Origin of the sequence: Streptomyces sp. NPDC012466 (assembly GCF_042955215.1) — a bacterium.
Taxonomy (GTDB): Bacteria; Actinomycetota; Actinomycetes; order Streptomycetales; family Streptomycetaceae; genus Streptomyces.
This window is the reverse complement of the sequence record NZ_JBIBEQ010000004.1, coordinates 40,341-65,270: the sequence shown is the minus strand read 5'-3', so window position 1 is coordinate 65,270 and position 24,930 is coordinate 40,341. Positions and strand designations below refer to the sequence as shown.

Annotated in this window: 20 protein-coding genes; 9 read left to right on the top strand and 11 right to left on the bottom strand. The window is 70.9% G+C overall.

Annotated features, from left to right (window positions below; genetic code table 11):
* Nucleotides 1-355: 355 nt before the first annotated feature.
* The 3 genes from ACFY9E_RS16160 to ACFY9E_RS16150 form a co-directional block, all read right to left on the bottom strand.
* Nucleotides 356-1,027 (bottom strand): hypothetical protein, encoded by a 672-nt coding sequence (locus ACFY9E_RS16160; protein WP_390983868.1) that lies wholly within the window; start codon nucleotides 1,025-1,027, stop codon nucleotides 356-358.
* 309 nt (nucleotides 1,028-1,336) lie between these two features.
* Nucleotides 1,337-2,542, bottom strand: a complete 1,206-nt coding sequence (locus ACFY9E_RS16155) for a beta-1,3-glucanase family protein (RefSeq protein WP_390983866.1) — start codon at nucleotides 2,540-2,542, stop codon at nucleotides 1,337-1,339.
* A 101-nt stretch (nucleotides 2,543-2,643) separates the two neighbouring features.
* Nucleotides 2,644-3,243, bottom strand: a complete 600-nt coding sequence (locus ACFY9E_RS16150) for a DUF998 domain-containing protein (protein ID WP_390983863.1) — start codon at nucleotides 3,241-3,243, stop codon at nucleotides 2,644-2,646.
* 137 nt (nucleotides 3,244-3,380) lie between these two features.
* Between ACFY9E_RS16150 and ACFY9E_RS16145 the strand changes: the two genes are divergently transcribed.
* The 6 genes from ACFY9E_RS16145 to ACFY9E_RS16120 all read left to right on the top strand — a co-directional run bounded on the left by ACFY9E_RS16145 (nucleotide 3,381) and on the right by ACFY9E_RS16120 (nucleotide 8,405).
* Complete coding sequence (locus tag ACFY9E_RS16145; RefSeq protein ID WP_390983860.1) at nucleotides 3,381-4,379, top strand: inorganic phosphate transporter; 999 nt, start codon at nucleotides 3,381-3,383, stop codon at nucleotides 4,377-4,379.
* A 19-nt stretch (nucleotides 4,380-4,398) separates the two neighbouring features.
* On the top strand, nucleotides 4,399-5,013 hold the full coding sequence (locus ACFY9E_RS16140) for a hypothetical protein (RefSeq protein ID WP_390983858.1): 615 nt from the start codon (nucleotides 4,399-4,401) through the stop codon (nucleotides 5,011-5,013).
* Nucleotides 5,014-5,041: 28 nt separating this feature from the next.
* Nucleotides 5,042-5,845, top strand: coding sequence for a DUF817 family protein (locus ACFY9E_RS16135; protein WP_390983855.1), 804 nt, complete (start codon nucleotides 5,042-5,044; stop codon nucleotides 5,843-5,845).
* Nucleotides 5,846-5,969: 124 nt separating this feature from the next.
* Entirely contained in the window at nucleotides 5,970-6,800 is an 831-nt protein-coding gene (locus ACFY9E_RS16130) for a SpoIIE family protein phosphatase (protein ID WP_390983852.1), read from the top strand.
* Between the two features lie 60 nt (nucleotides 6,801-6,860).
* Nucleotides 6,861-7,862, top strand: a complete 1,002-nt coding sequence (locus ACFY9E_RS16125; protein ID WP_390983849.1) for an MASE1 domain-containing protein — start codon at nucleotides 6,861-6,863, stop codon at nucleotides 7,860-7,862.
* A 45-nt stretch (nucleotides 7,863-7,907) separates the two neighbouring features.
* Nucleotides 7,908-8,405: a molybdenum cofactor biosysynthesis protein gene (locus ACFY9E_RS16120; protein ID WP_390983846.1), complete on the top strand. Its 498-nt coding sequence runs from the start codon at nucleotides 7,908-7,910 to the stop codon at nucleotides 8,403-8,405.
* 25 nt (nucleotides 8,406-8,430) lie between these two features.
* Here the strand turns inward: ACFY9E_RS16120 and ACFY9E_RS16115 are convergent, their stop codons facing one another.
* The 3 genes from ACFY9E_RS16115 to ACFY9E_RS16105 form a co-directional block, all read right to left on the bottom strand.
* Complete coding sequence (locus tag ACFY9E_RS16115; RefSeq protein ID WP_390983843.1) at nucleotides 8,431-9,087, bottom strand: YceI family protein; 657 nt, start codon at nucleotides 9,085-9,087, stop codon at nucleotides 8,431-8,433.
* 191 nt (nucleotides 9,088-9,278) lie between these two features.
* Nucleotides 9,279-10,319: a transferase gene (locus ACFY9E_RS16110; protein WP_390983840.1), complete on the bottom strand. Its 1,041-nt coding sequence runs from the start codon at nucleotides 10,317-10,319 to the stop codon at nucleotides 9,279-9,281.
* Complete coding sequence (locus ACFY9E_RS16105; protein WP_390983838.1) at nucleotides 10,316-11,581, bottom strand: glycosyltransferase; 1,266 nt, start codon at nucleotides 11,579-11,581, stop codon at nucleotides 10,316-10,318. Before ACFY9E_RS16105 ends, ACFY9E_RS16110 begins: the two co-directional genes overlap by 4 nt.
* A gap of 217 nt (nucleotides 11,582-11,798) precedes the next feature.
* On the opposite strand from ACFY9E_RS16105, the gene ACFY9E_RS16100 reads away from it, so the two are divergent.
* Both ACFY9E_RS16100 and ACFY9E_RS16095 read left to right on the top strand, forming a co-directional pair.
* A complete protein-coding gene (locus tag ACFY9E_RS16100; protein WP_390983835.1) occupies nucleotides 11,799-13,514 on the top strand; it encodes a VanW family protein in 1,716 nt (571 codons plus the stop codon).
* Nucleotides 13,515-13,630: 116 nt separating this feature from the next.
* Nucleotides 13,631-15,028 (top strand): Tat pathway signal sequence domain protein, encoded by a 1,398-nt coding sequence (locus tag ACFY9E_RS16095; protein ID WP_390983833.1) that lies wholly within the window; start codon nucleotides 13,631-13,633, stop codon nucleotides 15,026-15,028.
* A 45-nt stretch (nucleotides 15,029-15,073) separates the two neighbouring features.
* Here ACFY9E_RS16095 and ACFY9E_RS16090 read toward each other — a convergent pair whose 3' ends face one another.
* From ACFY9E_RS16090 to ACFY9E_RS16075, 4 genes are all read right to left on the bottom strand, one after another.
* Nucleotides 15,074-15,856, bottom strand: a complete 783-nt coding sequence (locus ACFY9E_RS16090; RefSeq protein WP_390983831.1) for a carbonic anhydrase — start codon at nucleotides 15,854-15,856, stop codon at nucleotides 15,074-15,076.
* Nucleotides 15,857-16,021: 165 nt separating this feature from the next.
* Nucleotides 16,022-18,247, bottom strand: coding sequence for a catalase/peroxidase HPI (katG, locus tag ACFY9E_RS16085; protein WP_390983828.1), 2,226 nt, complete (start codon nucleotides 18,245-18,247; stop codon nucleotides 16,022-16,024).
* Between the two features lie 50 nt (nucleotides 18,248-18,297).
* On the bottom strand, nucleotides 18,298-18,735 hold the full coding sequence (locus tag ACFY9E_RS16080; protein WP_390983826.1) for a transcriptional repressor: 438 nt from the start codon (nucleotides 18,733-18,735) through the stop codon (nucleotides 18,298-18,300).
* 178 nt (nucleotides 18,736-18,913) lie between these two features.
* Nucleotides 18,914-19,810, bottom strand: coding sequence for a hypothetical protein (locus ACFY9E_RS16075; RefSeq protein ID WP_390983823.1), 897 nt, complete (start codon nucleotides 19,808-19,810; stop codon nucleotides 18,914-18,916).
* A gap of 159 nt (nucleotides 19,811-19,969) precedes the next feature.
* On the opposite strand from ACFY9E_RS16075, the gene ACFY9E_RS16070 reads away from it, so the two are divergent.
* Nucleotides 19,970-21,415, top strand: a complete 1,446-nt coding sequence (locus tag ACFY9E_RS16070; protein ID WP_390983821.1) for a glyceraldehyde-3-phosphate dehydrogenase — start codon at nucleotides 19,970-19,972, stop codon at nucleotides 21,413-21,415.
* 48 nt (nucleotides 21,416-21,463) lie between these two features.
* Here ACFY9E_RS16070 and ACFY9E_RS16065 read toward each other — a convergent pair whose 3' ends face one another.
* Nucleotides 21,464-24,646: an RICIN domain-containing protein gene (locus ACFY9E_RS16065; RefSeq protein ID WP_390983819.1), complete on the bottom strand. Its 3,183-nt coding sequence runs from the start codon at nucleotides 24,644-24,646 to the stop codon at nucleotides 21,464-21,466.
* Nucleotides 24,647-24,930 lie beyond the last annotated feature (284 nt).

Genomic DNA, 24,930 nt, shown 5'->3' with positions numbered 1-24,930 from the left:
CGGGCAGGAAGCACCCGGCGGGGCCGATCGGCGTGTGCGGTCGTGAAGGGCGGTCGCCTACGCGGCGAAAGGCTCTGCGGGGCTTCAGCCGAACGATCTTCCCCGCAGGCGATGGGTGAGGCCCGGGGACACTGTCCCCTTCACGACCACGCTCATCCCAACACAGCCGGCCCCGTCGGCATTCCCGACGGCCTCGGGCTGCTCGCGCTCGTCTCCCCCGCGCTCACCTGGATGGCGGCGACTCGGCACGGGCCTGCCCGGCCCGAACGCCGAGGCCGCTCCTGTCCGGCGCTTTCGTGCGGTGGACGCGATGCGGGACGGTTCGATCCGATCGAGCCCCACCACCGGGGCCGGATCAGCCGCCGCGGGTGAAGACCTTGTTCCGGGTGGAGCCACCGGCGCAGAGCTTCTTCTCATCGGCCGTCATCTCGCGGGACTTGACCACGACCGCGCTGTGCTTGCCGTCGGTGCCGTTGGGCGCCGGCCCGGTGACGGTGTCGGGCACGAACCAGTAGTAGTGGCCCCACTTGGGGTCGTCGTAGTGGGTCTGCCACGTGCCGGTTATCTGCCGCATCACCTGGGCGCGGGAGATCCAGCCCACCTCTCCCGGCTTCACGGTCACGGTGAAGGAACTCGTCTCCGTGTGCGAGCTCTGCCAGGTGTAGTTGTAGGTGGCGGTCACGCCGGCCGTGATGATGCCCTCGATTCCGCCGCCCACGGTGACCGATCCTCCCACCGAGTGGGAGGAGCCCACGGTGTCGGCCCAGGACATTGTCTGGGAGGCGGGCGAGTCGGTGCAGTTGAAGAGCAGTTCGGAGACCTGGCGGGGTTCTCCGAGGTAGGCCTTGCCGAGCTGTGGGGAGTTGAAGCTGCACTTGCCCTCTCCGGAAGCGCAGTCGGCCATGATCTGCTCGGCGGTGGGCTGTTCCTCGGCCGCGGCGGGCACGGCCGCCGCGATCACCCCGAGTGCGGTCGCCGTCAGCGCGAGGATGCGGCTGCCGTACCGCAGGGTGTGGTTCGTCGTCATCGTTGGTGCCTCTCACCGGTACGTGGGGGAAAGTGGCCACAAGTACCCTTGTCAGGACGGGACTTGTGGTCACCGGGTGATGTCCATGAGGCTCACGCAATCGACAGCGCAGCTACACCAAGAACCGGCAAAGTTGTGATTGATTCCAGAATTGATGAATAGCCAACTTAGCGGCGAACGGAGTCCTGGTGGACGCGACCCACAGGTGAGTGGGGCGAAACCGCCGGCACCGCGATCAGTCGCGGCACCGGCGGCGAAGGGAGACGAAGGCGCGGGGAGGCACCGCACTCAACGGCGGTCAGCCGCCCGTCAGTTGAGTGGGTCTAGTGTGAGGTAGGCCTGGCGCGGATTGCCGTCGTGCACCAGCGATTCGTGGTGGCCCACATCATCGAAGGCGAAGGCGTACGCCTTTCCGTCCGCCATCTGGGCGTGGATCTTGCGCGCGTAGTGATTGGTGACGTTGTCCTTGTAGAAGTCGACGGAACTCGCGTCGGGCTGATTGGCGTTGACCAGCAGGGTGGAGCGGTTGAAGCCGGCGCACAGGGTGCGTGAGATCGGGCCGCGGATCTGGTCGTTCGGGGCGTCGAGGTTCCGGTGACAGCCGAAGACCGAGGAGGCGTCCGGCTTCTGGAAGCTGGTGATCACGGCCCCGGCACTGTTGGTGAAGTTCATGACGCCGCCGGAGACCCGGCCGTAGTACTTGATGCCGGGCTGGTCGGCGAACGGGGTCACCGTCAGGGTCGAGGTGGAGTACTTCTGCCAGACGCGGTTGATGTAGTCGTCCATGACGGTGGCCGGCACCGCGCCGGTCTCCAGTCCGTACAGGGGCGACAGGGCGCGCAGCACTGTTCCGTCGGGGCGGGTCTGGATCAGGTTGGCCCAGCCTCCGGGCTGCCCCCTGAGGGCGTTGAAGAAGCCGTTGTATCCGCCGGGCTTGAGCCGCCCGGTGCTTACGGTGCTCCCGTCGGCTCGCTGCACTCCCACCGCGTACGGGGCGGAGAACATGTCGACCTGGGTGCTGTTGATCCACAGGCCCGAGTCGTTGAGGGTGTACTCCGACCAGTTGAACAGGATGTTCCGGTTGGGGTCGGCCGGGTTCTGCACGGCGGGTTGGACCAGGCCCCCGGTGGTGAGCTTGAAGACCAGTTTCTGACCGTAGGAGAAGTACACGCGGCCGGAGAATTTCGGCATGCGGATCGTCGCCGACTGTCCTGCCGCCGGGCCCGGGATCGAGGCGTCGGGGGCGGGAGTCGGGGGGTTGCCGCCCGCCGGCCAGGGGTGGAAGGTGCCGCCCGCGTCGGCCCAGCCCTGTCGTCCGGTCGAGAGTTCCGTGCCGAGGTTGTAGATGTACAGCTGATCGCCACGGGCCGAGTTGTTGGTGATCTTCAGGGGGATCGTCGCCGGGACGGCGGCGTGGGCCGGCGCACCCGCTCCGGTCGCCAGCAGTGAGCCGGCGAGGACCGTGGCGAGGGACAGCCCCGCAGCCGTGACCCGGCGTCTGAGAGTTCGGAACACGCTCTGCCTCCGTTCGACAATTGGCCGATTCGGTGAATTCTGAGAGCGCTCTCAGAGTTCCGCTTTGGTCCGTACCTGTCAATCCCTGCGGAAGCACTCGGTCAGGTCGGGCCGCCGTCACGCAGAGAAGCGCGCAGGCAGGAGAGGACGACCACGAAGGGCCAGACCGACTGGATGGTCGTCACCGCCCGCTCGGCCACGCCGGCCACGCCGTGGAGATGCAGCTCGACCAGGAACCAGGCCGCCCCGGCCGCCATCACGGCGGTCGCCCCCAGGGAGGGAAAGGGGCGCAGGGCCCACGGCACGGCAGCACCGGCCCTGGCGGCCAGGACGGGCCACGCCGCAAGGACGGCGAAAGCCACGGCGGCCACGGAACCGTGACTCAGGGAGCCGCCGCTGCTCGGCGCCGGGAACACCGCCACCGCCAGCGCCGACACTCCCCCCGCCGCCAGCGCCATTCGTCCCGCGGTCGCGGCCGGACGCAGCCCCCAGGCCGTCAGCAGGTGGCAGAACCCCAGCGCGACGAACGCCGCCGTCATGACCCAGGAACCCGAGTTTCCGGGAGCAGCCAGGACGCTGATCGTCTGGGCGGCGGGGTCGTAAGGGGGTCCCTGCAGTGACGCCGCCACCAGCCAGCCCATGATCAGGAAGACCGGCGCACACCCCGACGACACCAGCGCCCACGTGGGAACGGATTGCATCAGAACACCGTAAATCGGTATATGCGCGCCATCGAGTTCCTCCGTGGAGTGCGCCTCGCGTGGCGTAGTCGCACCATCCGCCGGGCCGGGGGAAGCGCACGATGGAACGGTGCGGCCTGCGGCGAAAGGTGATCGGCATGGAGCTCACTCTCGTGGTGCTCATCATCATCGTGGGTCTGACGTTCGACTTCACCAACGGCTTCCACGACGCCGCGAACGCGATCGCCACCTCGATCTCCACCAGGGCCCTGACCCCGCGCGTGGCGCTGGCCATGGCCGCGGTGATGAACTTCTGCGGCGCCTTCCTCGGGACCGAGGTCGCGCAGACCGTCGGCAGCGGCATCATCGGAGCGCCCGAGGCGACCTCGGGGTTGCTGCTGGTGCTGTGCGCGCTCCTCGGCGCCATCGGGTGGAACGTCTTCACCTGGTGGCGGGGACTGCCCACCTCGTCCTCGCACGCCCTGATCGGCGGGCTGGTCGGCGCCGCGCTCGCCGCGTCCGCCACGGTGCACTGGTCGGGCATCGTGGACAAGGTCATCCTTCCGATGCTGCTGTCCCCGCTGGTGGGCGTGGTGCTCGGGTACCTGCTGCACACCGTCATCCTCTGGCTCTTCCGCCGTTCGACACCCCGGCGCGTCACGCGGCGGTTCCGTCTGGCGCAGACCGTCTCCGCCGCCGCCATGGGGCTGGGGCACGGCTTGCAGGACGCGCAGAAGACCATGGGGGTGATCGTGCTGGCGCTGGTCACGGCCGGCTGGCAGGAGGACTTCTCGGTGCCGGTCTGGGTGATCGCCGCCGTGGCGGTCGCCATGGCGGCCGGGACGTACACGGGCGGGCGCCGCATCATCACCACGCTGGGGCGGCGCATCGTGCACCTCGATCCACCGCGCGGGTTCGCCGCCGAGACCGCCGCCGCGGCCGTCCTCTACACGACCGCGTTCCTGGTGAAGGCGCCGATCTCCACCACCCAGACGATCACCGCCGCCATTCTCGGTGCCGGTTCCACCAAACGCTTCTCCGCCGTACGCTGGCAGGTGGCCCGTTCGATCGGTACCGCCTGGATCTTCACGTTTCCCGGCGCGGGGATCCCGGCCGCGGCGCTCTATTTCCTGCTGCACGCCGTCACGGGTCTGTGATCACAGCCGGAGGTCGTTCATGACCGCTCTTCCCGGCCGTCGGGCGTCCGTGGGGTCCCCCGCCGGGGTCCCGGACGGTTTTCCGGTGCCCGGGCGTTTCGCCCATCTGCACCCCGCCGACGGGGCCTGCCTGATGGAGGCCGCCGCCCTGCTGGCCTCCGGCCGTTTCACCGACAGTCCGGCCGGGACGCATCCCGCGCTCGCGGCCCTGGCCCGGGTGGTCAACGACAGTGTGAGTGACGGCGCCCGGCACGCCTTGTGGCCGCTGGCCGCCGACCTCGCCGACGCCCGCCCGGCGGACCGCGGCTACGGCCCGCTGCTCGTCGGCACGGTCGTGGACGCGGCGCGCCGGGTGTGTCCCGCGTCGCGGCGTCTGGCGCGGCATGGCCGTGCGTGCCGCCGCAGGACGAACAGGCTCGCCCACGCTCCCGCGGTCGGCCGGGCGGGCCGCGTTGCCGATCTGTTGTGGTGGCGCGGGCCGGGGCGTCGGCACCTCGAGCATGCCCTTCGAATGCTGTGCGCCGCGCCGGACGCCGATCAGCGGCTGTCCCTGCTCTTGCGGCGGGCCGTCGCCCAGGCGCGGGACCGCGCGGGCGGGCGGGCGCCGAGCCGGGAGGTTCGCTGCAACCGGTAGGCGCACCGGGGCCGTCCTACAGGGCACCATGATCCCCAAAAGCGTCACCGGCCTGCCCGCCGCACCGGTTCGTCAGCTGCTCGCCTTCGCCTGGACGCAGACGCGGGCCTGCGCGTTCGCCATCGCCCTGCTGTCCGGCGTGGCCGTGTCCGCACTGCTGCCCCACCTGCCCGTGGCGCGGTACGACCTGCTGGTCGTCTACGGGGTGCTGCTCACCCTGGTGTTCTGGGCGCGCGGCTGGGAGAGCGGGAGGGACGTCGCCGTCATCGCGGTCTGCCATGTGATCGGTCTGGCCTTCGAGCTGGTGAAGGTGTCACTCGGCTCCTGGAGCTATCCGGAGCCGGCCGTGCTGAAGTTCGCCGGCGTCCCGCTGTACGGCGGGTTTCTGTACGCGGCTGTGGGCAGCTACGTGTGCCGGGCCTGGCATCTGTTCGATCTGGGGCTGGAGCGCTATCGACCGCGTGCGACGGCCGTGGTCGCGGCGGCCGTCTACGTCAACTTCTTCAGCCACCACTGGCTGCCCGACGTGCGCTGGGTACTGGCCGGGCTGCTCGTGGCCGTGACCCTGGGGACGCGGGTGCGGTTCACGGTGCGCGGGGTGCGCCGACGGATGCCGCTGGCGCTGTCGTTCGTGCTGATCGGGTTCTTCCTGTGGGTGGCGGAGAACCTGGCGACCTTGGTCGGGGCGTGGCGCTACCCGTATCAGCAGCACGGCTGGGAGCCGGTGGGGGTGGAGAAGTTCGGGGCCTGGGCGTTGCTCATCAGCGTGACGTTCGTGCTGGCGGCGATGGGACGGTGTACGGATTCCGAGGCGGGGCGGGAAGCGCGGTGAGGGCTGCCGGAGGTCGTGAAGTCGTCGCGAAGGCCATGGCCTGAGTATCATCCTATGGACGTAAATCAGGTGATTTGCCTTCTCGGGTCGTCACCTACCGTGGCCATCCTCGCCGGAGTGATCAATGTCCCGCACCGGCACGACGGACGACGGCGACGAGCTGCTGACCCGGCTCGGGGCCCTGACGGCGCAGGCGCGTGCGCAGGCCGAGATGCAGCGGTCCCGGGTCGAACTGGCGATCGCGCTGCAGCGCGGCATGCTGCCGCGGGACCTGCCCCTCGCGCGCCGGCTGCACCTGGCCGTGCGGTACACACCCGCCTGCCAGGGCCTCAACGTGGGCGGTGACTGGTACGACGCCTTCACCCTGGGCGACGGCCGGATCGGTCTGTCCATCGGTGACGTCCAGGGCCACAACATCGAGGCCGCGGCCTTCATGGGGCAGGTGCGGGCCGGACTGCGGGCGCTCGCCTCGGTCACCAGCGATCCGGGCGAGGTGCTGGCGCGGACCAACGATCTGCTGCTGTCCTTGGGCTCCGACCTGTTCGCCACCTGCACGTTCATGCGGCTCGACCCGCGCGCCGGCGTGCTGGAGAGCGCGCGGGCCGGGCACCTGCCCTGCGTCTGGGCCACGCCGGACGGGAAGTCCGGCGTCACCGAGGACGAGGGCGGGCCGCCCCTCGGGGTACAGGCGGGGACCCGGTATCCGGTGACCCGGTACGAGCTCACGGCGGGTGGTGTGTTCGTGCTGCTCACGGACGGCGTCGTGGAGGGGCCCTCGATGCGGCTGGAGGAGGGACTCGACCAGGTGACGCGCCTCGCGGGCATCGCGGCGGTGGCGGGCATGGACGTGGACGCGCTCGCGGCAGCCGTGATCAAGGGTGCCGAGCGGGTGGGGCACGACGACGACGCGGCCGTCCTGGTGGTCGGCCTCGACGGGCCGGACGCTCAGCCATAGGGCCGCACGACACCCGCTCCCGCCTCGCAGAGGCGGCGGCCCCGGTGTCTCATGGCTGCTGTGGTGGGTAGCCAGGATCTGCGTACGCCGGTCGTCATCGCTCTGCAGACGCTGGCCGTCGCCGCCTGCTATTACGTGTCCGGCCGGCTGGGGCTGCTGCGGGAACTGGTCGTCGAGGGGGCGGTCGTCACCCCCATCTGGCCCCCCACCGGCGTCTCGGTCGCCTGCCTGCTCATCCTCGGGCTGCGCTGCTGGCCCGGAATCGCCCTGGGCGCCCTCTTCATCATCCTGTCCCTCACCTCCCTGACGCCCTCGGCACTCGCCGTCCTGGCGGGCAACACGGCCGCCCCCGTCGCCGGGTACCTGCTGCTGCGCCGGGCGGGTTTCCGCACCGACCTCGCGCGGCTGCGGGACGGTCTCGCGCTGGTGTTCCTGGGCGCCTTCGCCGCCATGCTGATCAGCTCGACCACCGGCGCCGGAATCCTGATCGCCACGGGCAGGATCGAGTGGCCGGGCTTCTGGGCGGTGTGGCTGGCCTGGTGGGTGGGCGACGCGATGGGCGTGCTGATCGTCACGCCCGTCCTGCTCCTGCTGTCCCGCGTGCGCCTGCCGCTGCCGCTGGCGCGCTGGAAGGAGGCCGCGGGGCTCGCGGTCATCGCCTGCTGCCTCGTGCCGCTGGCCGCGCGCAGCTCGGTCAGTCTGCTGTTCCTCGTCTATCCCCTGCTGATCTGGGCGGCTCTGCGGTTCCAGCTGGCCGGCAGCTTGCTGTGCGCCCTGTTCGCCTCGGTCATGACCACGGTGGCGGCGACCGACCGGGTCGGGCCCTTCGAACGGCTGAGCCGGGTCGAGGTGATGATGAAGCTGCAGGCCTTCAACGGGGCGATGGCGCTCACCGCCCTGATCCTGTCGGCCGTGATCACCGAGCAGATCTACACGCGGCGTTCCGTGGAGCGCGCCTGCCAGGAACTGGTCGAGGTCCTGGAGCACCTCACCGCGGGCGAGGTCGCGGACGGCCGGGCCCCCGTGGAGGACGGCGGGCCCGGGCGACGGCAGGAGGAGTGACGGGCTGGGCGTCGACGGCCGTTACCCGGACGTAGGGTGAGCGTCATGGCCGAGGTGGAGGTACTGCAACTCCTGGTGTCACCCGCGCACCGGCTGGCCGGGCGGCCGTCCGACGGGCCGTCCCCCGGCCCGTCCGACGAGCGCGTCACCCGGGTGGAGGTACGCCGTGAGCTGGGACTGGTCGGGGACCGCTACTACGCGCGGCCCGCCCATCGGAACGCGGCGGTGACCATCATGGCCTCGGAGAACCTCCCCGAGGACGCCGACCTGCGGCACACCCGCCGGAACATCCTGCTCAGGGGTGTCGACATCGACGCCTGCGTCGGGGCGACGATCTCGCTCGACTGCGGCACCGGGCCGGTGCTGTTCGCCGTGAAGCGTCCCGCCCGGCCCTGCGCGTGGATGGACGTGACCATCGGCCCCGGCGCACAGCGCGCCCTGCGCGGCCGGGGCGGTGTGCGGTGCACGCCCCTGAGCGACGGGGTGCTCACGCTCGGCCCGGCCACGTTCCGGGTCGTGGCCGGGGCCGACGCCGCGCCGTGAGGCGCCCCTGACCGCCCCGGGGCGGTCAGCCGCCCGTCGGTGTCCGGATGGCAGCGATGTCGAGTTGCAGACGCACCTTCTCGCTCACCATCGCACCGCCCTCGGCCAGCCTGCTGTTGTACGTCAGGCCCCAGTCCGAGCGGTTGATGGTGGTGGTGCCGTCGAAGCCGACCCGGTCATAGCCGAAGGGGTCGGTGACACTTCCGATATAGGTCATGTCGAGTACGACGGGCCGCGTGACGCCTTTGATGGTCAGCTCGCCCGACATGCTGAACAGGTCGGCGCCCGTCTGCTCCACCGCCGTGCTGGTGAAGCGCATCCGCGGATAGGTCACGGCGTCGAGGAAGTCACGGCCGACCAGGTGCGCGTCGCGTTGCTCCACCCCGGTGTCGACACTGGAGGTGAACAGCGTGATGTCGGCCCGTGACCGTGTGGGGTCGTGCGCGTCGAAGTACAGCCGGCTTTCGTACTCCAGGAAACAACCGCGCACGGTGGTCACCATGGCGTGCCGGACGGAGAAGCCGATCCTGCTGTGTGCGGGGTCGACGACCCATTCACCCGACAGATTCGTCAGGTTGGGGTCCGGCAGCACGGCGGTGGGGGATGCCGATGCGCCGACGGAGCGCTGTGGGGGGAGCGGTGCCGGCCGACGGGACGGCACAACGCGGTTGAACAAGTTCATGATTCATCTAGGTACTTGACTTTGGTTATAGCCGCAAGTCCCCTTCCGGTTTGCGGCTGTTGAGAACGAGCCCCTCCCCCCATTTGCCGCCGCTTTGCACAAAATCCACACATGGCTGTCGCGGCGCACCACCGAAACGACCATCCCGGAACTCCAGGGATTTTCATTTCGGGCATATCGGCGAATCGGTCTTACGTCACCTCTATCGCGAGGTCGTTGTCGACGGTGTAGTAGGGGCGCAGGCTGGATCCGTCCGCCTCGAGCGCCGGGTAGACGTACACGTGCTTGCGGTCCGCCACGTCGTCGAGCAGCCGGCCGACCCTGATCGGCGCTGCCTCGGAGGTGGGGCGGACGAAGACGTCCCAGATCCGGGCCGCTCCCCCGCCGTCGTCCGTCAGCTCCCCGGGGCCGGCCGTGAAGGAGAAGCCCCGGCCGTCGTCGTCGAGCCGCGGGTGGACGGTTCGTACGGTGTCGGTGCCTCGCAGACGCAGACGCACGGTGGCGTCCTCGTGGAGATCGGCACCGTGGAGGCGGGCCGTGACCGTCACGGCCCGGTCGATGACGTCGATCGTGCGGGTCTCCGCGTGGGCGGTGCGCCGCCACACCCTGAGCGCGAGGAAGCCGTCCTTCGTGGCGTACGGGATCCTGACCGCGACCGGCGAGGGGCGGTCGCGCAGGTGCCCGTCGACGAGGGCGCGCAGGTCCCGCAGGCCGGGACGCAGCCGCCGGCGTTCGGCTCCCGGCTCGGGCAGGAGGTACACGTCCCAGCGTCCTTCGTCGAGGGCCGGGTGCGGTTCCAGTACGGCGTGCCGATGGCCGTCGGCCCGGTCGGGTTCCAGGTCGAGGACGTGACGAGTCGTCTCGGGCCGCCCCTTCTTGGGCCGCAGCAGCAGAAGCAGCCGGGGGTGCGCGGCCGAGGTCGGCGGCACGCGGAAGGTGATCCGGCCGTCCGTGTCGATCGCGCAGTCGGCGCGCAGCTGCGTCTCGGGGGTGTCGGGCGCCGTGCTCGCCGCCGGGCTCTCCGACGCACCCGGCGTCGTGCCCTCACGCGGCGCAGCGCCTTGGCTCGGCGTCTGCGGCATCGCGCCCTCGTGCCGCGCGTCCGGCGTGCCTTGCGCCGGTGTACGCGGCGCAGCGCCTCGGCGCGGCGATTCCGGCATCGCGCCCTCGTGCGGCATGCCCGGCACGGTGTCCTCGTGCGGGCGGGTCGTCCGGTCTTCCGGCGTGTTCATCGGCGTCCCTTTCGTATCGAGCGCAGTACACCGGTGGCTGCCGCGTGGGCGGCGTCACGGGCGGCATGGCCCCGGCCGGCCAGGGCGCTCTGCGCGCGGTGGCCCCGCGGGGCGGCCGTGCGGCCGGTACTCCTGGCCGCGGCGGCGGTCTCCAGCAGACGTTCGGCCTGGGCGACGACGGGGCCGGGGGCGAAGCGGCGCGCGTTGTCCAGGGCGGCCCGGCTCATGCGGCGGCGGCGCTCGTCGTCGCCCACCAGTTCGAGCAGGGCCGCGGCGAGTGCGTCGCGGTCCCCGACCGGTACGAGTCGGCCGTCGGCTCCGTCCTGGATGATCTCGCCGGGGCCGTAGGGGCAGTCGGTGCTGACGACGGGCAGTCCGCAGCGCATGGCCTCGACGATGGTCATGCCGAACGGCTCGAAGTTGGACGCGGCCGCGCCGATCGAGCCCTTGGCCCACTCGGCCTCCATGGGGGTGGCGGCCCCCATCAGGAACACGTTGTTCCACAGCCGGAGCCGCTCGATGAGCTCGCGGAGCCTGGGCTGCTCCTCGCCCTTGCCGTAGATGCGCAGCTGCCAGTCCGGGTGCGCGGCGGCGACCCGGGCGAACGCCTCGATGAGGAGGTCGTAGCGCTTGACGGGGACCAGGCGGCCCGCGGCGATCACCACCTTCGCGGTGCTGTCGGCGGGCGGCAGGACGGGGTCGGGGACGCTGTTCGGGAGGGCCTCCACATGGACGCCGGGCAGCCACATCTTGCGGCGGTAGGCGGCGGCGTCCGCTTCCGTGACCGTGGTGATCACGTCGAGGCGGCGGTAGGCGCGGCGCAGGACGGTGCGCAGTCGCGGCGAGTGGTTGTCGAGCGTGAGGTGCTCCTGGCCGACGCGCAGGACGTGCTGGGGGGCCTGGCGGGCGATGTGCACGTTGAGCCCCGGGCGGGTGCCGATGACGACGTCCGTGTCGAGGGCTGCGAGGCACTCGCCGATGCGCTGGTCGGTCAGCTCGCTGTACTGGCGGTGGCGGTACTCGGCGGCCGGGAACACCTTGGCCGGCCTCTGATGCAACGGATGGTCCGCCTCCTTGCGCAGGTCGACCAGCGCCCGCAGCCGCACCCGGGGATCGAGGACGAGGTTCGGGTGTTCGCGGTGCCGTAACGCGGACACGATCTCCACGTCGTGCCGCTCCGCCAGGGCGCCGGCCAGGTTGAACGTGGTGGTGATCGTGCCTCCGATTCCGTAGGCGTTGTGAATCAGGAAAGAGATCTTCATGGTGGCGTAGACCGCGCCAACGCCCGCTTCGTTGTTCGTCGTTACCACTCTGTGGCCGTGTCCGGCGACCGGGCCGGTACGGTCGATTCCGGAATGATCTCGGACATAAGTGGTCTGGGCCATACCGCTTTGCCCTCGATGTGTGGATAGCTTGATGTGTTTGCCCGCGCATCGTCGCGTCTTCGGGTGCACCCTCATATCGATCTTCAGGAGACCCATGCGCCCCCGCACAGCCTCCCTGCCGCGCGTCACCTCCCTCCCGTCCGTCGCCCTCGTCGGCGGCGCGCTGGCCGTAGGGGTCGGCGGTCTGTATCTCGCCGGGCTGCTCCTCACGGGTGGGGAGATCGACTCCGGTACGACCGTGCGCGGGGTGGAGATCGGGGGGCTCAGCCGCGCGGAGGCGGTGCGGACATTGGAACGGGATCTGGGCGCGGCCGGCGCGCGGGACCTCCCCGTGACGGTCGGCGACCGCACGGGCACGGTCGACCCCGAGGACGCGGGCCTCTCCTACGACGTCCAGGAGACCGTCGACCGGGCGGCGCGCACCGGCGCCGATCCGTTCAGCGTGTTCGGCGGCCTCTTCCGCTCGGGCGGCCAGATCGAGCCAGCCGTCCGCCTTGACGAGGGCAAGGCCCGGGCGGCCCTCGGACAGCTGGCGAAGGACCTCGACCAGAAGGTCCGGGACGGCGGCGTCACCTTCGACGACGGTCGGGTGAAGACCGTCACGGCGCGAACGGGATACGCCCTGGACGTGAACGCCTCGGTCGAGCCGCTGCGCGACTCCTTCCTGGGCGGCACCCGCGCGCCCACTCCCCTGCCCACCCGTGAGACGCGGCCGAAGGTCACGGCCGACGAGGTGCGGCGGGCGGTGCGCACCTTCGCGGAGCCGGCCATGTCGGGCCCCGTGACGCTCACCGCGGCAGGCAGGCGGTTCGCGGTCGGCCAGGACGCACTGGGTGAGCATCTGACCATGCGACCGGACGCGGGCGGTGAACTGAGACCGGAGCTCGACGCGAAGGGGCTGCGCGCCGAGCCCTCCGTGGCGGGACCGCTGGACGACATCACCACGACCGCCGAGAACGCGAAGCTGCGACCGGAGGGCGACAAGGCCGTGGTGACCGAGGACGCCACGGTGGGCCGGTCGGTCACCGACAAGGCGCTGGGCAAGGCCGTGCTACCGCTGCTCGGCAAGTCGGGCGCCGCCCGCAGCGGCGAGGTGGAGGTGCGCCGGACCCAGCCGGAGGTGACCCGCGAGAACGCCGCTGAGCTGGGGCTGACGGAGAAGATGTCCTCGTTCACCGTCCACTTCGAACCGGCCGAGTACCGCACGAAGAACATCGGCCGGGCTGTGGAACTCATCAACGGCTCCGTCGTCGGGCCCGACGAGACGTGGAGTTTCAACCGGACCGTCGGGGAGCGCACCGAGGCCAACGGCTTCATGGACGGCATCATCATCCTCGACGACAAGTTCGCCAAGGCGGCCGGGGGCGGCGTCTCCTCGGTGGCGACGACCGTGTACAACGCGCTGTTCTTCGCCGGGGTCAAGCCCGTGGAGCACGGAGCGCACTCCTTCTACATCGAGCGCTACCCGGAGGGCCGCGAGGCGACGGTCGCCTGGGGCAGCCTGGATCTGCGGTTCACCAACGACTCCGGCAAGGCCCTCTACATCCAGGCCGAGTCCACGGACACCTCCGTGACCGTCTCCTTCCTCGGCACCCGCAAGTACGACGAGATCAAGTCGGTGACGGGCCCGCGGACCGAGGTGAAGAAGCCGCGGAAGAAGGTCAGCGACGACAAGGAATGCGTGCCCCAGACACCGCTCGAGGGGTTCGACGTCACCGTGGAGAGGGTCTTCTACGACGACGGCCGCGAAGTGAAGCGGGAGCCGTACCGCACGCACTACGCACCGCGTGACGAGATCGTCTGCGAGTGATCCACCCTTCGTCCCTCGCCCTCCGCAACTCTCCCTCGTGAACCAGGCGTTGACCCCGACCGGGAGCGCCAGCACAATGAGCGCGCATTGATTGAGAGCGCTCTCAAGGGAGATCCATGACAGGCAGACAAGGCCCGGCGCTCAGCCGGCGTTCGCTCATCGGTGCCGGACTCGGCATCAGTGCCGCGGGGCTCTCCGCCGCCGGCCCGGGGCAGGCCTTCGCGGCCGGCTCTCCCCGAGCGCGCCCCGCATCCGGCCCGGCCCGGGGGCACGCCTTTCTCGCCGCCGCCATGGACGCCTACCCCGACCACGGGGGCATCCGCCTGACGCAGAGCTACGCCGACCAGGCCGGCCTGTTCAGCACCGCGTTCACCTACGACAACGCCCTCGCCGTCCTGGCCCACCTCGCGGCCCGGACCGAAGCCGGCCTGACCAGGGCCGAGGCGCTGGGCGACGCGCTGCTCTACGCCCAGGACCACGACCCGGCCCACGACGACGGCAGGCTCCGGCAGGCCTACAACGTCGGGCCGTACACCTTCTACGACGGCTCGCTCCAGCCCGACGGCTTCGTGCGGGCGGACGGCACCGCCAACGTCGGTACGCAGTTCGGCTTCACCGGCACGGCCGTCGGCGACATGGCCTGGGCGGGCATCGCGCTCGGCGCCCTGGCCCGTCGTACCGGAGCGCGCCGCTTCCTCGCCGGTGCCGTGCGGATCGGCGAGTGGATCGAGCGGACCGGCCGGACCGACGAGCCCCTCGGCGGCTACAAGTTCGGCGTCGACGGGGCGGATCAGAAGCTGCCGTTCACCTCGACCGAGCACAACACCGATCTGATCTGTCTCTTCGGCCGGCTCGCCAGGCTCACCGGCGACCGGGTGTGGCGGGAGCGGCGTGCGCGGGCCGAGGCCTTCGTGCAGCGGATGTGGGAGCCGTCCGGGGGCTTCTTCTACACCGGCACCAACGACGGCGTGACGGTCAACAAGTCGCCGATCCCCGAGGACACCCAGACCTGGACGTACCTCGCACTGGGCTCGCGCACCCGCGGCCACTCCGGCTCGCTGGACTGGGCCGCGGCCGAGCTGGCCGTACGTGACCACTCCGGGCGCCCGAACAGTACCGTGCCCGCCGGGCAGTCGTACGAGGGGGTCACCTTCAGTTCGGCGAGTCTGCTCGCGAACGAGGACGCGCCGATCGCACAGGGCCAGCCCAGGCCCGACCGAAACGGCGTCTGGTTCGAAGGGACGGCTCATCTCGCCCTCGCCCTGCGTGAGCGCGGGGCCCGGGGTGACGAGGCACGTGCCCGGCGTCTGCTCGCCTCGACCGAGCGGGCGCAGGAACTGCTGGGCGGTGGTCAGACCGTGGGAGGCAAGGCGCTTCCCGGGCAGTCCGGCGTGGTGTCCGCGAGCAGTCCGCTGGATACCGGTTTCGGCTTCGGCTACTACCCCTACCGGCACACCGGGGCGACCGCCTGGTACCTGATGGCGGCGGCCCGGTTCAATCCGCTGCGGGCGTGACGGACGGCCCGGTCCGCTGTCGCGTACAGCGGACCGGGCGGGTTCTCAGGCCAGGCGGTGGACGGCCTGGGTCGTCAGTTCGTAGCGGGCGCCGACGATCGCCAGCTTGCCGGTGCCAACCCTTGCGGCGAGTTCGGGCTCCGCGGCCAGCCGGGAACGCACGAGCCGGACGTTGGCGCTCACGGTCGCGTCGATCCGGGCGTCGCCTGCCTGACCGTGGTCTATGGCCGGGCGTATCTGGTCGACGAGGTACTGCATGTGGGCGGGCAGGTGCTCCCCGGACTGCTCCGCCTCGACAGCGGCTCGCACCGCGCCGCACGACTGGTGACCGAGGACGACGACCAGCGGGATGCCGAGTTCCAGGACGCCGTAGGCGACGCTGCCGAGCACGGCCTCGTCCAGGACCTCACCGGCCGTGCGCACGGTCATCAGGTCCCCCAGGCCCTGGTCGAAGACCAGTTCCGGGGGCACACGCGAGTCGATGCAGCCGAGCACGACCGCGAAGGGGTGCTGGCCGGTGGCCAACTCCCGTCGCATCGCGGGGTTCTCGTGCGGGTGACGTTCCCGGAAGGCGCGCCAGCGGCGGTTGCCCGCGGCCAGTTCGTTCAAGGCTTCGTCGGGGGTGCCGGGCCGCGTGGGTGTTTCCCGGCTCGGGGCGGCGGCGGTGGCCGGCCCGGCGGCGCCGAGGCCCGCGCCGAGGGCTGCGGCCCCGGTCAGGGCGGTGCGCAGGAGGGTGCGGCGGCCGGTGCCGCCGGTGGTGGGCCGTGGACCGGCGAGGGGGTGCGGTGCACGGCCGGCGCCTCTGTGGGCAGGGGAATCTGTGTTCACAGCCCGAACGTATGCCCGGGTCGCGGCACGGTCGCGGTCCTTGCCGTTTCATGGTGAGAGTTGGGTAAGTGATGTTCTTACCTTGAACGCTTTTTGACGATCCCTCAGGCAACCAGCGGAACGCCCGGGCCTCCCGGCCCGGGCGTTCTCCTCATGCGGGGGTCATCAGACCAGGTCGAACCGGTCCAGGTTCATGACCTTGACCCACGCGGCGACGAAGTCGTTCACGAACTTCTCCTTCGCGTCGTCGCTCGCGTAGACCTCGGCGAGCGCGCGCAGCTCGGAGTTCGAGCCGAAGACCAGGTCGGCGCGCGAGCCGGCCCACTTGACCTCGCCCGTGGCGGCGTCGCGGCCCTCGAACGTGGTCTGGTCCTCGGAGGTCGACTTCCAGGTGATGCCCAGGTCGAGCAGGTTGACGAAGAAGTCGTTCGTCAGCGAGCCGGGCGTCGTGGTGAGGGCACCGAGCTGGGTCTGCTGGTGGTTGGCGCCCAGCACCCGCAGGCCGCCGACCAGGACGGTCATCTCGGGGGCGCTCAGGGTGAGCAGGTTCGCCTTGTCGAGCAGCAGGTACTCGGCCGGCAGGCGGTTGCCCTTGCCGAGGTAGTTGCGGAACCCGTCGGCGGTCGGCTCGAGCGCCTCGAACGACTCGGCGTCGGTGTGCTCCTGCGTCGCGTCCACACGGCCCGCGGCGAAGGGGACCTCCACCTGGAAACCGGCTTCCTTGGCGGCCTTCTCGACGGCGGCGGAGCCACCGAGGACGATCAGGTCGGCCAGGGAGACCTTCTTGGCGCCGGAGCCGGCGTTGAACTCCTGCTGGACGCCCTCCAGGACACGCAGGACCTGGGCCAGCTCGTCGGGCTCGTTGACCTCCCAGCCGCGCTGCGGCTCAAGACGGATCCGGGCGCCGTTGGCACCGCCGCGCTTGTCGCTGCCGCGGAAGGTGGAGGCGGAGGCCCACGCGGTGGACACCAGCTGGGAGACGCTCAGACCCGACTCCAGGAGCCTGGTCTTGAGGACCTTGATGTCCTCGGCGTCGATCTGCTCGCCCTCGGCCTCGGGCAGCGGGTCCTGCCAGAGCAGGGTCTCCTGCGGGACCTCCGGGCCGAGGTACAGCGACTTCGGGCCCATGTCACGGTGGGTCAGCTTGAACCAGGCGCGGGCGAAGGCGTCCGCGAACTGGTCGGGGTTCTCGTAGAACCGGCGGGAGATGGGCTCGTAGATCGGGTCGAAGCGCAGCGCCAGGTCGGTGGTGAGCATCTTCGGACGGTGCTTCTTCGACGGGTCGTGCGCGTCGGGCACGATCTCCGGGGCGTCCTTGGCCACCCACTGGTTGGCGCCGGCCGGGCTCTGCTCCAGCTCGTACTCGAACTCGAAGAGGTTCTTGAAGAAGCCGTTGCTCCACTGGGTGGGCGTGCTGGTCCAGGTGACTTCGAGGCCGGAGGTGATGGCGTCGCCGCCCTTGCCGGTGCCGTACGTGCTGCGCCAGCCCAGACCCTGCTCCTCCATGGAGGCGGCCTCGGGGTCGGCGCCGACATGGTCGGCGGGGCCCGCTCCGTGGGTCTTGCCGAAAGTGTGGCCGCCGGCGATCAGGGCGACGGTCTCCTCGTCGTTCATCGCCATGCGGCGGAACGTCTCACGGATGTCGCGGGCCGCGGCGATCGGGTCCGGGTTGCCGTTCGGGCCCTCGGGGTTGACGTAGATGAGGCCCATCTGGACGGCGCCGAGCGGGTTCTCCAGCTCGCGGTCACCGGTGTAGCGCTTGTCGTCGAGCCAGGTGGTCTCGGGGCCCCAGTAGACGTCCTCCTCGGACTCCCACACGTCCTCGCGGCCGCCGGCGAAGCCGAAGGTCTCGAAGCCCATCTGCTCCAGGGCGACGTTGCCGGTGAGGATCATGAGGTCGGCCCAGGAGATGCTCTGGCCGTACTTCTTCTTCACGGGCCACAGCAGACGGCGGGCCTTGTCGAGGTTGCCGTTGTCCGGCCAGCTGTTGAGCGGGGCGAAGCGCTGCTGACCCGCACCGGCGCCGCCGCGGCCGTCGCTGATCCGGTAGGTGCCGGCGCTGTGCCAGGCCATACGGACCATCAGGGGCCCGTAGTTGTCGAAGTCGGCCGGCCACCAGTCCTGCGAGGTGGTGAGCACCTCGGCGATGTCGCGTTTCACGGCCGCGAGGTCGAGGGCCTGGAACGCCTCTGCGTAGTCGAAGCCCTCACCGAGGGGGTTGGCCACCTCGGGGTTCTTGGCGAGGATCTTCAGGTTGAGGCGCTCGGGCCACCACTGGCGGTTTCCGCCACCCTGGGTCGGGTGCAGAGCGCGGCCGTGGGCCACGGGGCAACCGCCTCCCGCCTCCTCCGACTTCGGGTCGGTGACGATCGCGTCGTGGTTCTCAGTCATGGAAATCCTTCCGGACGGGGTGGATCACGGTGCTCGGGTGGATCACGTGCTCAGGAACTGCGGGCGGTGGAGCAGGTGGGGCACAGGCCCCAGTAGATGACCTCGGCCTCGTCGACGGCGAAGCCGCGGTCGTCGGACGCGGTCAGACAGGGGGCGTGGCCGACCGCGCAGTCGACGTCGGCGACGGCTCCGCACGACCGGCACACGAGGTGGTGGTGGTTGTCGCCGACGCGCCCCTCGTAGAGGGCCGGGCTGCCGGGTGGGTCGAGGCGGCGTATGAGTCCCGCCGCGGTGAGTGCGTGCAGCCCCTCGTAGACGGCCTGGACGGAGATGTGGCCCACGCGGCCGCGCACCTCGGAGGCGATGGCCTCTGCGCCGAGGTGGTCACCGTCCCGCACGGCCTCGAGCAGCGCGACGCGGGCGGCCGTCACCCTCAGGCCGGCACCGCGGAGTTCCTCGGCGGTGGTCGGGTTCCCGGATGCGGTCATGCGGCCAACCTAGCCCCATAAACACGATTGGTTCAAGAAAACGAACGGTTCAATTTTGGTGTCGTGCGTGTGAGGCTTTGTGGGACGGCTTACTGGGCCCCTGTGAGGTCGGTCACAGCAGCCATGATCGCGCTCCGACGGGCGCCGGGCGTCGCGCATCGCCGTGCCGGTCCGGGGATCAGGCGTCCGACGAGGTCAGGCGTTCCAGCTGGCTGGCGGCCGTGGCGGCCTTACGGCCGGCCTCGCGGACCCGGCGGTCGGCTGTGCGCGCCCGTTCCCGGGCCGTTCGCTCGGCGAAGCGGGCCTGCTGGTGTTCGTTCCTGGCGCGTTCCAGCTCGGCGGTCAGCTCCTCCACGCGCCGCTGGAGATCCTCCATCCGCTGGTGCGCCTGCGCCGCCTCCCGGCCCGCGGCCGCCGCCTCGTCCCGCTGCCGGCCCAGCTCGCGCTCGGCGGCTTCGGCGTCCTCGCGGGCCTGGGCGAGCCGGCGCCGTTGCTGCTCACGGGCCTTCTTGTCACCGGCCTTCTTGTCACCGGCCTTGTTGCCCGGGCGGGAGGGAGGCGGGGCGGGTGCGGGGCGCTTCGGCCGGGCGCCCTCGGCGACGGCGGGGAAGCCGACGGCCGCGCTCAGCGGCTTGGCCAGACGGCCGCTCGCCCAGGCCTGCGCGGCCTCCGGGTCGGCCAGGACGGCGTGCAGGGTGTTCTCGACCTCGCGCTGCACGCTCTCGCCGATCGGATGTCCGGCCTCCTCGGCGAGCTGCCGGGCCTGCACGGACAGGGCGCGGATGAGCGCGTGCTGCCGCCGGCTCAGCTCGCGCAGCTGCGCGCCGTCCAGGTCCTGGTGGGCCTGGCGCAGCCCCTCCCCCAGGCGCAGCAGGGGCTCGACCTCCCCGGGGCTGCTGCGGACCAAGAGGTTGCTCACCCAGGCGGCGAGGCTGGGCTTGCGCAACGTACGGATCCGCTCGGCGAGTTCCCGGTCACCGGCGGTCCGGGCGGAGGCCATGGCGGAGGCACGGGCGGCGGTGAACTCCTCCGGGCGCAGGGCGTACAGCTCGTCGGCGACGGAGTCGTAGTCCATGAACGCCCCTTTCGCGCGGAAGATCCGCTTTCGATCCTCTCAGGCCCTGCCCCGAGGGGCGCGCGGAGAGGCCCGCGGAACGCATCGGAGGCACCCCCTTCAAGATCAGGAAATCGACGGTTTAACATATGAGCGCCGCCTAGCTCGAAAGATGGACTCGTGACTGTCAACGACGACTCGTTCACCAACTGGAAGAACCGCGAGGAGATCGCGGAGTCGATGATCCCGATCATCGGGAAGCTGCACCGGGAGCGGGACGTGACGGTCCTGCTGCACAGCCGCTCCCTGGTGAACAAGTCGGTGGTCAGCATCCTCAAGACCCACCGGTTCGCCCGTCAGATCGCCGGCGCGGAGCTCTCGGTCACCGAGACGCTGCCGTTCCTGAAGACGCTCGCCGAGCTGGACCTCGGGCCGTCCCAGATCGACATCGGCATGCTCGCCGCGACGTACCGCGAGGACGACCGCGGTCTGTCGGTCGCGGAGTTCACCGCCGAGGCCGTCGCCGGTGCCACGGGCGCCAACAAGATCGAGCGCCGCGAGGGCCGGGACGTCGTCCTCTACGGTTTCGGCCGCATCGGCCGGCTCGTCGCCCGGCTCCTCATCGAGAAGTCCGGTTCGGGCAACGGTCTGCGGCTGCGGGCCATCGTCGTGCGCGGCGGTGGGGAGCAGGACATCGTCAAGCGCGCCTCGCTGCTGCGCCGTGACTCCATCCACGGCCAGTTCCAGGGCACGATCACCGTCGACGAGGCGAACAGCACGATCGTCGCCAACGGCAACGCGATCAAGGTCATCTACGCGAACGACCCGTCCGAGGTCGACTACACGGCGTACGGCATCAAGGACGCCATCCTCATCGACAACACCGGCAAGTGGCGCGACCGCGAGGGCCTGTCCCAGCACCTGCGCCCCGGTATCGACAAGGTCGTGCTGACCGCGCCCGGCAAGGGCGACGTCCCCAACATCGTGCACGGCGTCAACCACGACACGATCAAGCCGGACGAGCAGATCCTGTCCTGCGCGTCCTGCACCACGAACGCGATCGTGCCGCCGCTGAAGGCGATGGACGACGAGTTCGGGGTCCAGCGCGGCCACGTGGAGACCGTTCACTCGTTCACCAACGACCAGAACCTGCTGGACAACTACCACAAGGCCGACCGCCGAGGCCGGTCCGCGCCGCTCAACATGGTGATCACCGAGACCGGTGCCGCCTCCGCCGTCGCCAAGGCGCTGCCCGACCTCAAGGCGCCGATCACCGGCAGCTCGATCCGCGTCCCGGTCCCGGACGTCTCGATCGCGATCCTCAGCCTGCGGCTCGGCCGTGAGACCACCCGCGAGGAGGTCCTCGACCACCTCCGCGACGTCTCCCTGACCTCGCCGCTCAAGCGCCAGATCGACTTCACCACGGCTCCCGACGCGGTCTCCAGCGACTTCATCGGCTCGCGCCACGCCTCGATCGTCGACGCCGGCGCCACCAAGGTCGACGGCGACAACGCGATCCTCTACCTGTGGTACGACAACGAGTTCGGCTACTCGTGCCAGGTCATCCGCGTCGTGCAGCACGTCTCCGGCGTGGAGTACCCGACGTACCCGGCCCCGGCGGTCTGACCCCGGAAGACGAAAGCGCGGGGCGTGCGGGCCCCGCGCTTTCGTGTGTCACCGGCGGGTCAGCTCGATCCTGTACTCCCGTGACCGCGAACCGTCTTCGCTCGTCACGGAGACGATGTGGGCCCTCTGGCCCCCGGACGCGTCCTCTTCGACCGTCACCTTCGCGTAGGGGTCACGCGGCGTGGCGGTGATCTCGGCCGGGCCGGGACGGTCGACCGCCACCCGGTAGCTCGTCCGGTCCGGGTCGAAGCCGCGGACAGCCGTGCCGTCCACCTCGATCGACGCCGCCGCCGCGTCGGCGGAAGCACCCGGCGCCTTGGCGTGCACCTCGATCTCCCCGAGGGTGATGTAGCCGCCCGGGCGGGCCGTCATGACCACGCGCACACCCGTCGCCGGGCCGGTCGCACGTACCGGGACGTCGACCACGGGTGCGCCCTCGGTGCCGACGGCCACCTGGTCGCTCGCGTCGGACCAGGTGCCGTCGGTGCCGCGCACCTGCACCTTGAGGGACTCCGCGAAGCTGACGTTGGTGCCGTCGCGGTGGAAGTGGGTGACGACCCGGGTCAGGTCGCGTGCCTCCGGCAGGGTGAAGGTGATGGTGTCGGAGGGGTTCTTCGTGCCGGACCGCCAGTTCGACCATGCCTTCTCGGACGTGGTGCCGTTGCGCAGGCCCTCGGCGGAGTACCCGCTCTCGGTGTAGGTCGCGCCGACCGTCACGCCCTCGTCGCGCGCGGCGTCGGTCTCCCGGGGTGCGGTGACCTGGACGCGTACGCTCGCCGCGGCCGTGGCCCCGCCGGGGACCCGGGCGGTGCCGCGCAGGGTCACCACGCCGGTGTCGTCGAACGCGCCCTCGGCGGCGGGGTCCCAGGTGACCGGGAGGTCGGCGGTTCCGCCGTGCCGTCCTACGCCGGTGACCGTGGCGGGCAGGTCCGGCCGCCCTCCGGTCCAGGTCTTGGCGCGGGCCGGGAGGGTGGAGGCGATGGTGTCCACGGTGACCACCGCCTCGGCCGGCACGGTGCGGCCGAGAGCGTCGGTGGCCCTGCCCTTCACCCGTACCGTTCCGGGGGTGCGCCAGCGTGACGCGGAGGGCAGCGTCCACTCGACCGGCAGCGCGCCCCTGGCGCCGTCACGGAAGACGGGCCGCACGGTCCCCGGCAGTTCGGGGGCGCGCCCGGGGACGGTGAACGCCGTGGCCGGCTGCGTACGGAGCACCGTCTCGTCGGTCACGCCCCAGCGCTGGTTGGCGCTGGAGGTCGGCAGGAGGGCCGAGACCCGGGCGCCGTCAGCCGTCGACTGGCCGACGACGTCGAGAAGACGGCCCGTCGCGGCGTTGACGAAGGTCCAACTGCCGTCCCCGGTGGTGGACATGATCCAGCGTGCGGCCGGGGTGTCCTCCCCCTCTTCGAGTACGGCCTCGTTGTCGCGTACGGCGAGGCGCCTGCCGTCGGCGGCGTTGACGAGGGCGTAGCGTTCGCGGTTGCCGTTGCCGCGCGTCAGCCGCTGCACGGACCAGAGCTGGGACGTGGCGGCCGGGTCGGCCGTGCGCACGACGACGCCGTCGCCCTCGGCGGACGGTGCCAGGGACTTGCCGCTCTGGGCGCCCCGGAGACGGTAGACGTGGCCGGGCTGGACGAGCGCGGCGTCCTTCGCGGTTCCGGACACACCGTCGACGAGGAGGGTGGTCACGGACTTGGCGGGGACGGTCACGGTGGCGGAGCCGTCCTGGACCTGCACGGGCGTGCCGCGGACGAGTGCGCCGTCGTTGCTGGTCACCACGGGGGTCACGGTGGCGCCGCGGGCGACCCGCCGGAACTTCGACAGGTCCAGGCTCACCGCGCGCGGGGTCGTGCCGTTGTTGACGTGCACCACTGTCGCTCCGCGGCCGGACTTGCGTACGGCGGCGACGCTGGAGGGATCGTCGGACCTGACGAAGTGGTCGCCGGGGCGGATGTGGTGGGTGAAGTTGCGCAGGGTGTGGAACTTGGTGTTGGCCTTGATCGGGCAGGTCCGCAGGGTGTCCTGGGCGGTGCAGTTGAACGGGATGTGGATGCTGCCCCAGTTCTTGCCGGCCTGCGCCTGGGGGATGGAGTCCTCGATCGGCTGCCACAACACCCAGGCGGACGGCTCCAGTTCACGGATGTCCTCGACGACCCGGGTGGCGATGCCGAGCCCCGGTTCCATGCCGGTGAAGTCGGTGCCGGTCCCCCAGGTGCCTTCGACCTCGCTCATCCAGAACGGCCGGTCCGCGGCCTTGGCGCTGTCGCGGGCGCTGGTGCGCATGCCGGTGCCGTAGGTGTGCACGTTGAGTTGGTCGACGGCGGCCCGGGCGGAGCTGTCGTAGGCGTTCCAGTTGCGGACGAAGGTGCTGGGGTTGGTCTCGTCCATCGCGGAGATCTTGGCGCGGGTCCTTGCCTTCTCCAGCGCGCGTTGCAGGGCCAGGACGACCTTCTGCTGGAGTTCGGGGCCGGCATGCGCGCCCTCCTGTCGGCCGCCGGTGGGCTGGCCGTCCGGGCCGATCTGGGTGCCCCAGTAATTGGTGTTGGGCTCGTTGAGCGGGGCGATGGTGTCGAAGTCGATGCGGTGCTTCTTCTCCAGGTGCTCGGTCACCTTGACCAGGTAGGTGGCGAAGTCGTCGACGCGGTCGGCCCGTATCTGGTCGGTGTTGGCGTCGAAGCCGCCGGAGACGTAGCCGCTGACGGTCTGGAACCAGGGCGGGGAGTTGCTGAACGCCTCCCAGCGGGTCACCTTGTTCTTGACGCGGTCCACCCACCAGCGCTGGCCGGCGTCGGCGGACCAGTCCCAGTGCTCGGGGTCGTCGGGGTTCCACCAGTCGGTGTCCTGCCTGGTGGTGCCCTCGGGTGCCTTCCAGAAGCCGTCCATCGTCGCGCCGGTCTTCATGTAGTCCTTGCGGACGTCGGGGGCGTTGCCGCCGCCGATGTTGTAGCGCGCGATGTTGAGGCGGAGGCCGTCCTCGCCGAACAGCATGTCGGCGAGCTTCTGCCGAATGGGTTCGGGGTAGCGGCCGGTGATGTTGGCGAACCAGACGAGGCTCGTCCCCCACCCCTCGAACTCCTGCTGCCGGTAGGACGGGTCGATCCGGACCGTGACCGCGCTCGCCGGCGGGTCCGCGGCAGCGGCGGCGGCGGTAGGCACGGTCACGAGGCCCGCGCCGAGAGCCAAGGGGGTGGTGACCGCCAGTGCCGTCCGGGTGAGGCGATGTCTGCTGGACATGGATTCCCTTCGGGAGCGAACAGAACCGCGCAGAACCAATCGAGCTTCCCGAATGTTTTAGGACGGCAATCAACACGTCAAGAGGAGGGGACGCGTGGGGAACCCGCGAGCGGACGATGCCGGGCGGTCCCGGCGAGCGTTCGCGGGCCCGGCTGAGACAAACGTGGCGGGGGGGGGGGGGGGGGGGGGGGGGGGGCCCCCCCCCGGGGGGGGGGGGGGGGGGGCGGGGGGCGGGCTGGGTGCCCCGGAGGGTTCGGGGCTGTCGCCGCCGGTGCCCTCGCCCG

Bases quoted from the DNA above. Each gene is read 5' to 3' on its own strand.
- ACFY9E_RS16095 (WP_390983833.1), top strand. From the start codon at position 13,631: ATGACAGGCAGACAAGGCCCGGCGCTCAGCCGGCGTTCGCTCATCGGT.
- ACFY9E_RS16140 (WP_390983858.1), top strand. From the start codon at position 4,399: ATGACCGCTCTTCCCGGCCGTCGGGCGTCCGTGGGGTCCCCCGCCGGG.
- ACFY9E_RS16100 (WP_390983835.1), top strand. From the start codon at position 11,799: ATGCGCCCCCGCACAGCCTCCCTGCCGCGCGTCACCTCCCTCCCGTCC.
- ACFY9E_RS16105 (WP_390983838.1), bottom strand. From the start codon at position 11,581: ATGAAGATCTCTTTCCTGATTCACAACGCCTACGGAATCGGAGGCACG.
- ACFY9E_RS16115 (WP_390983843.1), bottom strand. From the start codon at position 9,087: ATGAACTTGTTCAACCGCGTTGTGCCGTCCCGTCGGCCGGCACCGCTC.
- ACFY9E_RS16150 (WP_390983863.1), bottom strand. From the start codon at position 3,243: ATGCAATCCGTTCCCACGTGGGCGCTGGTGTCGTCGGGGTGTGCGCCG.
- ACFY9E_RS16110 (WP_390983840.1), bottom strand. From the start codon at position 10,319: ATGAACACGCCGGAAGACCGGACGACCCGCCCGCACGAGGACACCGTG.
- ACFY9E_RS16130 (WP_390983852.1), top strand. From the start codon at position 5,970: ATGTCCCGCACCGGCACGACGGACGACGGCGACGAGCTGCTGACCCGG.
- ACFY9E_RS16135 (WP_390983855.1), top strand. From the start codon at position 5,042: ATGATCCCCAAAAGCGTCACCGGCCTGCCCGCCGCACCGGTTCGTCAG.
- katG (WP_390983828.1), bottom strand. From the start codon at position 18,247: ATGACTGAGAACCACGACGCGATCGTCACCGACCCGAAGTCGGAGGAG.
- ACFY9E_RS16145 (WP_390983860.1), top strand. From the start codon at position 3,381: ATGGAGCTCACTCTCGTGGTGCTCATCATCATCGTGGGTCTGACGTTC.
- ACFY9E_RS16160 (WP_390983868.1), bottom strand. From the start codon at position 1,027: ATGACGACGAACCACACCCTGCGGTACGGCAGCCGCATCCTCGCGCTG.
- ACFY9E_RS16075 (WP_390983823.1), bottom strand. From the start codon at position 19,810: ATGGACTACGACTCCGTCGCCGACGAGCTGTACGCCCTGCGCCCGGAG.
- ACFY9E_RS16120 (WP_390983846.1), top strand. From the start codon at position 7,908: ATGGCCGAGGTGGAGGTACTGCAACTCCTGGTGTCACCCGCGCACCGG.
- ACFY9E_RS16080 (WP_390983826.1), bottom strand. From the start codon at position 18,735: ATGACCGCATCCGGGAACCCGACCACCGCCGAGGAACTCCGCGGTGCC.
- ACFY9E_RS16065 (WP_390983819.1), bottom strand. From the start codon at position 24,646: ATGTCCAGCAGACATCGCCTCACCCGGACGGCACTGGCGGTCACCACC.